The organism is Bacillus sp. ISL-18 (assembly GCF_018613415.1).
GTDB lineage: Bacteria > Bacillota > Bacilli > Bacillales > Cytobacillaceae > Neobacillus.
Genome location: NZ_JAGGQG010000023.1, coordinates 69,717 through 80,431 on the forward strand (window position 1 = coordinate 69,717; position 10,715 = coordinate 80,431).

The 10,715-nt window shown below is 40.4% G+C and carries 6 protein-coding genes and 2 riboswitches; all 6 genes read left to right on the top strand.

Features of this window, described 5'->3' with window-relative positions:
- The first annotated feature begins 1 nt into the window (after position 1).
- The 6 genes from J7E81_RS25535 (at position 2) to ptsG (ending at position 10,312) form a co-directional block, all read left to right on the top strand.
- Complete coding sequence (locus J7E81_RS25535; protein WP_215046779.1) at positions 2-1,222, top strand: DUF58 domain-containing protein; 1,221 nt, start codon at positions 2-4, stop codon at positions 1,220-1,222.
- Positions 1,219-3,426 carry a DUF4129 domain-containing transglutaminase family protein gene (locus J7E81_RS25540; protein WP_215046781.1) on the top strand — a complete coding sequence of 736 codons (2,208 nt, stop codon included), beginning with the start codon at positions 1,219-1,221 and terminating at the stop codon, positions 3,424-3,426. The genes J7E81_RS25535 and J7E81_RS25540 overlap by 4 nt, the downstream gene beginning before the upstream one ends.
- Before the next feature lie 104 nt (positions 3,427-3,530).
- Positions 3,531-3,632: riboswitch (purine riboswitch) on the top strand.
- A 126-nt stretch (positions 3,633-3,758) separates the two neighbouring features.
- Positions 3,759-5,300: a glutamine-hydrolyzing GMP synthase gene (guaA, locus tag J7E81_RS25545; RefSeq protein WP_374104099.1), complete on the top strand. Its 1,542-nt coding sequence runs from the start codon at positions 3,759-3,761 to the stop codon at positions 5,298-5,300.
- Between the two features lie 249 nt (positions 5,301-5,549).
- Positions 5,550-5,651, top strand: a riboswitch (purine riboswitch).
- A gap of 110 nt (positions 5,652-5,761) precedes the next feature.
- Positions 5,762-7,087 (top strand): NCS2 family permease, encoded by a 1,326-nt coding sequence (locus J7E81_RS25550; protein ID WP_215046785.1) that lies wholly within the window; start codon positions 5,762-5,764, stop codon positions 7,085-7,087.
- A 147-nt stretch (positions 7,088-7,234) separates the two neighbouring features.
- Positions 7,235-8,077, top strand: coding sequence for a glucose PTS transporter transcription antiterminator GlcT (glcT, locus tag J7E81_RS25555; RefSeq protein WP_215046787.1), 843 nt, complete (start codon positions 7,235-7,237; stop codon positions 8,075-8,077).
- 186 nt (positions 8,078-8,263) lie between these two features.
- Positions 8,264-10,312, top strand: a complete 2,049-nt coding sequence (ptsG, locus tag J7E81_RS25560; protein WP_215046789.1) for a glucose-specific PTS transporter subunit IIBC — start codon at positions 8,264-8,266, stop codon at positions 10,310-10,312.
- Positions 10,313-10,715 lie beyond the last annotated feature (403 nt).

The window sequence follows — 10,715 nt, forward strand, 5'->3', positions numbered from 1 at the left end:
CATGAAAAAACGATGGATTCTGTTAAGGAAAGTATGGAAATTCATTCTCCAGCTTATTCTCATTCTCCTCACTTTTTCATATGCCATGTTCGAAGGAGGATTTGTCAGCTGGTTTTTATTTTATAGCTTTTTGCCATTTGCTATTTACTGTATGGCCTTATCCTTTTATTCCCTAAATGAACTAGAAACCACGAGGATTTTGCCAAAAACTGATTTTAATGCTGGCGAAACATTAAAGGTGACGGTAAAGGTGAAGCGGTCCAATGCCTTTCCCTTATTTTTTCTGCTCATCGAAGATCATGTAAATGAACCACTAAAATCAGTCCAACATAAAAAGAAAACAAAGAGCCTCATCCTGCCGGGGGTGAAAAAAGAATTTTCCTATGAATACATCATCGAGGAACTGCCGCGCGGTGAACATTTTTTTCGTTCTTTTACGATTAAAATTGGCGATCCGCTAGGCTTATTTGAAAAAGAAAAGACGTTTAATCAAGAAGGGAAAATTATTGTTTACCCTGCCTATTCCGAGCTGTTCTACCAGCCATTTGAAAACCAATATGACCAAGGTCATACGGCATCAAGAGAACGAGTCCAGCGTGATACTTCCATGGCGGTTGGGGTAAGAGACTACCAGCCGGGGGACCGTTTCTCGTGGATTAATTGGAAAGCATCGGCAAAGCGTAATGAAATCATGACAAAGGAATTTGAACAGCGCCAGTCTCATGATGTATTTGTATTAATGGACTGTGTCCCAGATCACCGTTTTGAAGCGGTTGTGTCCTATACAGCTTCGCTTGTTCGAGCAGTGTTAAAGAAGGGGGCGCAGACAGGCCTTTTAACCTATAGTAAGGACCGGGCATACTTTCCCATTAACGGCGGGGAAGCACACCTTAGGCAGCTCTTCTATCATCTGGCAAAAGTGGAGCCCAATAGTTTAAGGCCGTTTGATAAAGTCATTGAAACAGAGGGGCTGTTTCTCCAACAATCCGTTTCCTTCATTCTAGTCACTGCACAGTTGACAAAATCGTTACTCGAAAAAGCAAGTCATCTGGGGCAAAGGAAAGGCTCGATTACCCTTTTTCTAATCAAGGGTCATAAGGAAACAGCATCCGACAATGAACGCTCTTTGATTTCGATTGCCAGTGCCCGTGGGATCCGAATCATCATGGTGAATGAAGGCGAACAAAGGTCAGCCTTTTCGGAGGTGAGTTTCCGGATATGAAAAGGGATATTCGTTCCTTTCTTTTATACGTGTTCAGCTTTTTCTTGTTATGGGAATGGCTTCGTCCAATCAAGCAATTAACCGATACTAGTAATATGGGGATCTTTCTTGTTTTTTTAATCCTTTCTTTTACAGCATCCTTTCTGAATATCAAAGTAATTTGGCAAACGCTTCTGATGCTCACTTTTATTCTCTTCTCCATCCATCATCTTCACTATGAGGGAGGACTTTTAAATTTCAGCTGGTTAGCTTCCTTCATCAGGGATTGTAAGGATAATATCCGCTTGCTTCTTAGCAGACAATGGTACGATCTTTCCAATGAATTCCGGACCCTGTTGTTTTTTCTCCTGCTAGCCCTAATGGTGTACTTAATTAATTACTGGCTCTTAAGAAGGCAGCGGATCTTTATCTTTTTCTTTATGACATTAATATTTATAACCGTTTTGGATACGTTTACTGCCTATAGTGCGAAAACCGCCATTATTCGGACGGTCGTGGCGGGGTTTGCGGTTATGGGGATGCTGACCTTTTATCGAATCATCCAAAAAGAGAAGGTTGAAAATGACGCAGCCTCGATTCGAAAATGGATGATTCCCCTATCTGTAATGATCATTGTGAGTGTTGTGGTGGGAATTGCTGCTCCAAAGGCAGCACCAATCTGGCCTGATCCCGTTCCATGCCTAACAGCTAAAAACGACAAGGCAGGAACCTCAAGTCCTAAAGCAGGTCCGCACCGAATCGGATATAGTACAGATGATCGGGCCTTAGGTGGTCCGTTTGTTGGTGATGACCAAGCTGTTTTTGCTTATGAAGGCAATGGCGAGAATTATTGGAAGATGGAAACGAAAGATATGTATACAGGGAAAGGCTGGCTTGCCTCAGGGGCAACGTTTAGCTCGTTTAAAAAAGACGATCTGATTCCCATATATTCCATTCCCGCTGAAGTGGAACGAATAAAGGAAACGGCACGTGTGATTTTGAACGGCAGCTATAAATTTAATACGATCATGTATCCAGCAGGTGTTACGAAGATCCTGTCTATACAGCCTTCTAACCAAAATACAAATCAGTTTTTGGTTGATGGGAACAACGAGAAAATTAGCTTTGTTACCACTGATCAACAACCTGTAGTTCCACAAACGTTTATGGCTGAATTTGATATCCCTAAATATAAAGCTTCAGAATTAAGGAAGACAACCGCGTTTCCTGCTGAAATGAACAGGGCCTATTATGAAAAATATACGATGCTGCCAACTAATTTACCAGCCCGGGTAAAAGAATTGACAGAAGAGATTACAAAGGGAAAGACAAACTGGTTTGACAAGGCAAAGGCAGTTGAACAGTATTTTGGGAATTCGGGCTATATTTATGATCAGAAAAAAGTGGCTGTGCCTGGTGAGAAGGATGATTATGTTGATCAATTCTTGTTTGAAACAAAAAGAGGCTATTGTGATAACTTTTCCACTTCTATGGCGGTCATGCTGAGAACGATCGGTATTCCTACACGCTGGGTAAAGGGCTACACGGGCGGAGAGTTTCAGGCATACAATGATGAGGGCTCCTCTAAGCTCTTTTATGAAGTGACGAATAATAATGCCCATTCATGGGTGGAAGTTTTCTTGCCGAATTTAGGCTGGGTGCCTTTTGAGCCGACAATCGGTTTTTCAAATGAGCTTACTATTAATTATGATCGTAAAGACAGTGCTGTGGTAAATAGCCAGCCAATCACACCGCCGTCCGTGAAAAAAACTGAGAAGGAAGAAAAAAAGCCGAAAACGACAAAGAAGGTTTCTAGCCCATCAACTGGGATAAAAGCAGTCGTGAACGAGGTGAAACTGCATGGGGAGCGGATTCTATTTATTATTCTGCTCCTCGCAGGAGCGGCGGTCCTCCTTTACCGTTGGCGCGGGCGGTGGGCTCCATATTTGATCATATTCTTTTATCGGTTCAAGAAAAAAGATGAAAATATGGGCTCTGCGTATCTGCTTTTATTAATTCAATTAGAACGATATGGACTTAAGCGAAAAGAAAATCAAACCCTTCGCAGTTATGCGCTTTATATTGATACGTTTTTTGCAACCAGAGAAATGACCCGCATAACCGCCCGCTATGAAGAATATCTTTATCACCAAAGTCTTCCCAAGGGGACTTGGAAAGAAACACGCGAATTGTGGGAAAATTTAATTAAAAAGACAATCGCTTGACCGGAAAAACGCCTTATTGTTACAATAAGTTTTAAATCAATGTTTAGCTCCAGACGCCAAACGGCTCGAGGTCACAAGCCGATAAACAGGCGTCTTGCGCTTTTCTAATAGGGTATGAATACCTTCATATATCCTCGAAAATAGGGTTCGAGAGTCTCTACCGGGCTGCCGTAAATGGCCTGACTATGAAGGCGGAATTTTTTTAGTGATACTTTTGCGAGATAACTAGAATTCTGCCTTCCTGTTTATGTTGGGAGGAGAATTTTAGTTTTTTTTATTTTTCCACTTAATTGTATATGCTAGTATTATTATTTAGAAATTGAGGGGTGGCTATTTTGACGGAGAAGCAAGATTTAATTGTTGTATTAGATTTCGGAAGCCAATATAATCAGCTGATTACACGGAGAATACGTGAATTTGGTGTGTACAGTGAACTGCATCCGCATACGATTACTGCGGAGGAAATTCGCAAAATGAATCCAAAGGGGATTATCTTTTCTGGTGGTCCAAACAGTGTCTATGATGAGAATTCGTTCCGCTGTGACGAGGCGATTTTCGAGATGGGTCTGCCAATATTAGGGATTTGTTACGGAATGCAGTTAATGACTGTCCACTTTAACGGGAAAGTTGAAAAAGCGCAGCAGCGTGAGTATGGCAAGGCAACCATGGTGCTTGAACATCCAACTACTTTATTTGCCGAACTGCCTAGTGAGCAGACTGTCTGGATGAGTCACGGGGACCTGGTAATGGAAGCGCCAGAAGGGTTCACCGTTAATGGTACAAGCCCATCTTGTCCAATATCCGCAATGAGTGATGAGAATCGTAAACTTTATGCGGTTCAATTTCATCCTGAGGTACGTCATTCTGTTTATGGAAATGAATTGCTCAAGAATTTTGTCTTTAAAGTTTGTGAGTGCACTGGGAATTGGTCCATGGAAAACTTTATTGAGACGGAAATGGCAAAGATTCGCGAAACAGTTGGTGACAAAAAGGTTCTTTGTGCGCTTAGCGGCGGTGTTGATTCTTCCGTTGTGGCTGTGTTAATTCATAAAGCGATTGGCGATCAATTAACCTGTATCTTTGTCGACCATGGCCTTCTTCGTAAAAATGAGGCGGAGAGTGTCATGAAGACCTTCTCTGAAGGCTTCCATATGAACGTGATTAAAGTTGATGCCAAGGAACGCTTCTTATCCAAATTAGAAGGTGTTTCTGATCCGGAGAAAAAGCGGAAAATTATAGGCAATGAATTTATTTATGTGTTTGATGATGAAGCAACTAAGCTTGAAGGAATCGAGTTTTTAGCTCAAGGTACCCTTTACACGGATATCATTGAAAGTGGAACAGCAACAGCCCAAACCATTAAATCGCATCACAATGTAGGCGGTCTTCCAGAGGACATGCAATTTAAATTAATCGAACCGCTCAATACTTTATTTAAGGATGAGGTTCGTGCCTTAGGTACGGAACTGGGCATACCTGATGATATTGTTTGGCGTCAGCCATTCCCTGGTCCTGGTCTTGGGATCCGTGTGTTAGGAGCGATCTCAGAGGATAAGCTTGAAATTGTCCGTGAATCTGATTGGATTTTACGCGAAGAAATCAAAAAGGCGGGGCTTGACCGCGAAATTTGGCAATACTTCACTGTTCTGCCGGATATTCGCAGTGTAGGTGTTATGGGGGATGCTAGGACCTATGATTATACAATTGGGATCCGCGCGGTAACATCCATTGATGGGATGACATCCGATTGGGCACGCATTCCATGGGATGTATTAGAATTAATCTCCACTAGGATTGTTAACGAGGTGGCACACGTAAACCGAGTGGTTTATGATATTACCAGCAAGCCGCCAGCAACAATTGAATGGGAGTAAACTAAAAAGCGAATTGGCCTTGTACGAGGGCAATAGTTTAAGACGAGCCGGATAAAAAGGCTCGTCTTTTTTGATAATTGCGGAGGAATAGAATCACGGAAGGTCATAGTGATTATGTCGATTTATGTTACTTTATGATGAAAATTGGTATTAATAAACAAAAATACGAACGATGATATTTTTTTTTTATCCTATCGTTCGTATTTTTTATTTACAACTTTCGACTTTCTTGTTAAAATGAAAAAGGAATTAAGAGAACAATAATTGCATCGTATAATCTTGGGGATAAGGCCCAGAAGTTTCTACCGAGCCACCGTAAATGGCTTGACTACGAGGCAGTGTTTAATAAAGAGGCATTCTTTTTCCTCTAGTTATTGCACGTGCCTATAGTCATGCTCCGGTAGAATATGCCGGAGCATTTTTTCGCACAATAAAAGAAAGAGCTACAGGGGGAAAAGAAAATGCAGAAATACTTTGAGTTTGAGAAACATGGCACCAATTATCGCCGTGAATTTATCGGAGGATTAACTACCTTCTTAGCAATGGCTTATATTTTAGTAGTTAACCCATTAACTTTATCGCTAGCATCTATAAAAGATTTTCCGGATGCATTACGAATGGACTATGGGGCAGTATTTGTGGCAACAGCCCTAGCATCTGCCCTTGGATCGATCGTAATGGGTCTGCTTGGAAAGTATCCACTGGCATTAGCGCCGGGTATGGGTTTAAATGCTTTCTTTGCTTATACTGTTGTGTTAGGAAGCGGTATTCCTTGGCAGCATGCACTCGGTGCAGTTTTAATTTCCGGAATCTTTTTCTTATTATTAACACTTACAGGTCTACGTGAAAAAATTATTAACGCAATACCAGTTGATCTAAAACATGCCGTTGGGGCGGGTATTGGTTTGTTCATCACCTTTGTCGGCTTACAAGATGCGAAGATTATTGTCAATAATGATGCAACACTTGTTGGTTTAGGTGATTTAACTTCAGGCCCTACGCTATTAGCTATTTTTGGGATTGTAGTAACAGTCATTTTGATGACAAGAGGCATTAATGGGGCTGTTTTCTATGGTATGGTCATCACGGCTATTGTGGGGATGATTTTTGGCGAGATTAAGATGCCGACTAAAGTGGTAGACACAGTTCCAAGTTTAGCGCCTACGTTTGGTGCAGCTTTTTCTTCCTTTAGTGACAGTTCATTTTATACGACATCCATGCTTGGCATTATCTTAACGTTCTTGTTTGTTGACTTCTTTGATAATGCAGGTACGCTTGTAGCAGTAGCAAACCAAGCGGGGATTATGAAAGACAATAAGCTGCCACGTGCCGGACGCGCGTTAATTTCCGATTCGATTGCGTCAACTGTTGGAGCAATTTTGGGTACTTCGACTACGACATCGTACATTGAGTCATCAGCGGGGGTTGCTGCTGGAGCAAGAACAGGATTTGCATCGCTAGTAACTGCTGGACTATTTATCTTATCCATCTTTTTCTTTCCATTATTATCAGTGGTTACATCATCTGTAACAGCACCAGCTTTAATCATTGTTGGGGTATTAATGGTATCGTCATTAGGAAATATTGATTGGAAAAAGTTCGAAATTGCCGTTCCTGCTTTCTTAACCATGATTGCCATGCCATTGTCATACAGTATTGCAACCGGGATTGCAGTAGGGTTTATTTTCTACCCAATTACAATGATTGTAAAAGGCCGCATAAAAGAGATTAACCCAATCATGTACTTATTCTTTGTAATCTTTGTTTTATATTTTATCTTAAAATAAATCAAAACTCTCCGAGGGAACTGTGATAAAAGCAGTTCTCTTTTTTTGGGATAGACATAATATTGTCGAACATTGTCGTTGACTTCCTTTATCGCCTCTTATAACATAAAATAATAATGTTGAAAATGGTAGACTGGGGGTGAGGGTTTGGCAAACTTACGAATCGATAAGGTGTTAAATAACAATGTACTTATTGCTGAACATCCTTCTTATGAAGAAGTCGTTTTAATTGGCAAAGGCATCGGGTTTAATCGCAAACGAGGCGACTATATAGAAACAGAAACGGTTGAAAAGCTTTTTGTTCTGAGAGATGAAAAAGAGCAGGAAAACTACATTAAGTTACTGCCATTTATTGATACAGACTATTTGGAAATCATCATTTCTGCCATTGATTTGATTAAACAGCGGACACACACGGATCTAAATGAACATATTCATGTGGCCCTCACTGACCATTTAATGTTTGCTTTAACAAGAGCATCAAAGGGAATGGAAATGAGAAATCCATTTTTAGTTGAAACAAAGGCACTTTATCGGCATGAATATGAAATCGCTTCAACTGTGGTAGAATACATTGGTGAAAGAACAGGAATACATCTTCCCGTAGGTGAGATCGGATTTATTGCCTTGCACATCCATAGTGCAATGACCAATAAAGATTTATCGGATGTGAATCAACATTCCCAGCTTGTCAGCCGATTGGTTGAGATGGTAGAGGGTCAATTTGATATTGAAATAGATAAAGAAAGTATTGATTACATGAGGCTTGTCCGCCATCTGCGCTTCGCCATTGAACGCGTGGTAAAGGCGGAAAAAGTAGAAGAACCAGAAAAAATTGCAAACCTATTGAAAGTTGAATATCCAGTGTGCTATAATCTTTCATGGAAGCTCATTAAAGTGATGCAGCAAACATTAAAAAAGAAAGTCTTTGATGCGGAGGCCGTTTATCTGACGATGCATTTGCAAAGACTTCAAAACAAATTTAAATAGCACTTATATTTTTTACGTGTTACTGATTCGATCAGGCATGAGTGAAAAGTATAATTAAGATGAAGATTTTGGGGTATTCTATACCTAAACTTTATTTTAATTGTACTCTTGCTCATGCCTTTTTTGTTGTTTTTTACCTAATGTGTAACCGCTTTATGAGCTAAAAAAATTCAGGGGGTCATTAATATGAAAAACGCTTTTGGTACATTGCAAAAAGTCGGTAAAGCACTTATGCTGCCGGTTGCGCTTTTACCGGCTGCCGGAATCTTGCTTGCGTTGGGTGCAGCTTTGGTGAATCCGGCATTATTAAACCTAGCGCCTTGGCTAGATAATAGTGGGGTTGCAATGGTTGCAGCAGTTATGAAAAATGCCGGGGATATTGTTTTTGGTAATTTACCGTTGTTATTTGCGGTTGGTGTTGCGGTCGGTTTGGCAGGCGGAGAAGGAACAGCTGGTTTAGCTGCGATCATCGGTTACTTAATTATGAACGTAACAATGGGTACTGTTTTAGGTCTTGATGCAAAGTCGATTAACGGAACAAGCCATGTTAGTGTTCTAGGAATCCCAACTCTTCAAACAGGAGTATTCGGAGGGATTATCGTTGGTATACTAGCTTCTTCCATGTACAACAAGTTTTTTGAAATTGAACTTCCGTCCTATTTAGGATTTTTTGCAGGAAAACGTTTCGTTCCAATTATCACTGCTGGTTTAGCAATCATTCTTGGTTTAATTATGTTGGTGATTTGGCCGCCAATTCAGTCTGGATTAAATGCATTCTCGAACAACATGGTAAATGCTAACCTAACCCTATCTGCTTTTATTTTCGGGGTTATTGAACGTGCATTAATTCCATTCGGATTACATCATATTTTCTATTCACCATTCTGGTTTGAATTCGGATCATATACTACAAAAGCGGGTCAAGTTGTCCATGGGGACCAGCGGATCTTTATGGCTCAAATTTCAGACCACGTGAAAAATCTTACTGCTGGTACATTTATGACTGGTAAATTCCCATTCATGATGTTTGGTTTACCGGCTGCTGCCTTAGCGATTTATCATGAAGCAAAACCAGAAAAGAAAGTATTTGTAGGTGGTTTGATGGCGTCTGCAGGTCTAACAGCTTTCTTAACTGGTATTACTGAACCAATTGAGTTCTCATTCCTTTTCGTTGCACCAGTATTGTTTGGTATCCACGCTATTTTTGCTGGTTTATCATTTATGGTAATGCATCTGTTAAATGTAAAAATCGGGATGACATTCTCCGGTGGTTTAATTGACTATATACTATTCGGTTTAATTAATCCACAGACGCATGCGTGGCTTGTAATTCCAGTCGGACTTGTGTTTGCGGTAATTTACTACTTTGGTTTCCGGTTTGCGATTCGTAAGTTTGATTTAAAAACACCGGGTCGTGAGTTAGAAGAGGAAGAAGGACAACAACCAACAGGAAAAGCTGCTGGAGGCGATTTAGCCTCTAATATTTTAGATGCTATGGGCGGTAGAGATAATATCGCAAATCTTGATGCATGTATTACACGTCTTCGTGTATCTGTCAAAGACATTAAAAATGTAAACAAAGATGAATTAAAGCGCCTTGGTGCTGCAGGTGTGCTTGAGGTAGGTAACAATATTCAAGCAATCTTTGGTCCGCGTTCTGAAACCATTAAAGGGCAAATGAAAGATATTATGTCCGGAAAACGCCCTCGTGCAGCGGCTCCCGAACAACAGCAGACTCAGTCAACAACAACGACTGATGTAATGCAAGCTGCGCGTCAAAATGAAGTATTTGCTGCACCATTAAAAGGGGAAATTAAGCAGATTACCGAAGTTCCTGACCAAGTATTTGCTGGTAAGATGATGGGTGATGGCTTTGCGATTGTACCTTCAGAAGGTATGGTAGTATCACCTGTAAACGGTAAGATTGTTAATTTGTTCCCAACTAAACATGCGATTGGAATCCTCTCTGATACAGGACGTGAGATCCTCATCCATGTGGGTATTGATACTGTTAACCTAAAAGGTCAAGGCTTTGAAACGCTGGTAACAGAAAATGAAATTATTGAGCAAGGTCAACCGCTCTTGAAGTTCGATATTAATTATATAAAAGAACATGCAACTTCAACGATTACTCCAATTGTCTTTACGAACTTAGCTGAAGGCGAAAAAGTGGTAGTAGTGAAGTCGGGTCAAGTTAATATCAAGCAAGAAGGAATTGTTAAGATTACAAAGTAAGTTTTACTAAGAAGCCGGCCTAGTGGTCGGCTTCTTTCTATAGTATATAAATTACCGGGCTGATTAGGAGATGGGATGGAAGGTTAAAAATTAAAAATTAGTATTGACCGATACGGAGGATGGTGGTATTATATTTTAGCGGTCGTTGAAAGATATTAACAACACAGCGAAGAAAAAGAAGTTGTTGACTTTAAATAGACGACGTGATATATTAATAGAGTTGCTTCTTACGGAAGTGATTTAGAAATTGTTCTTTGAAAACTAAACAAACAAAAACGTCAACAAACAATAAATTATCATGTTTCTTCTATTATATAGGATGAACATGAGCCAACGTAACAAAATGAGCTAATCAACTTTCATGGAGAGTTTGATCCTGGCTCAGGACGAACGCTGGCGGCGT

Bases quoted from the DNA above. Each gene is read 5' to 3' on its own strand.
- J7E81_RS25535 (WP_215046779.1), top strand. From the start codon at position 2: ATGAAAAAACGATGGATTCTGTTAAGGAAAGTATGGAAATTCATTCTC.
- J7E81_RS25540 (WP_215046781.1), top strand. From the start codon at position 1,219: ATGAAAAGGGATATTCGTTCCTTTCTTTTATACGTGTTCAGCTTTTTC.
- J7E81_RS25550 (WP_215046785.1), top strand. From the start codon at position 5,762: ATGCAGAAATACTTTGAGTTTGAGAAACATGGCACCAATTATCGCCGT.
- ptsG (WP_215046789.1), top strand. From the start codon at position 8,264: ATGAAAAACGCTTTTGGTACATTGCAAAAAGTCGGTAAAGCACTTATG.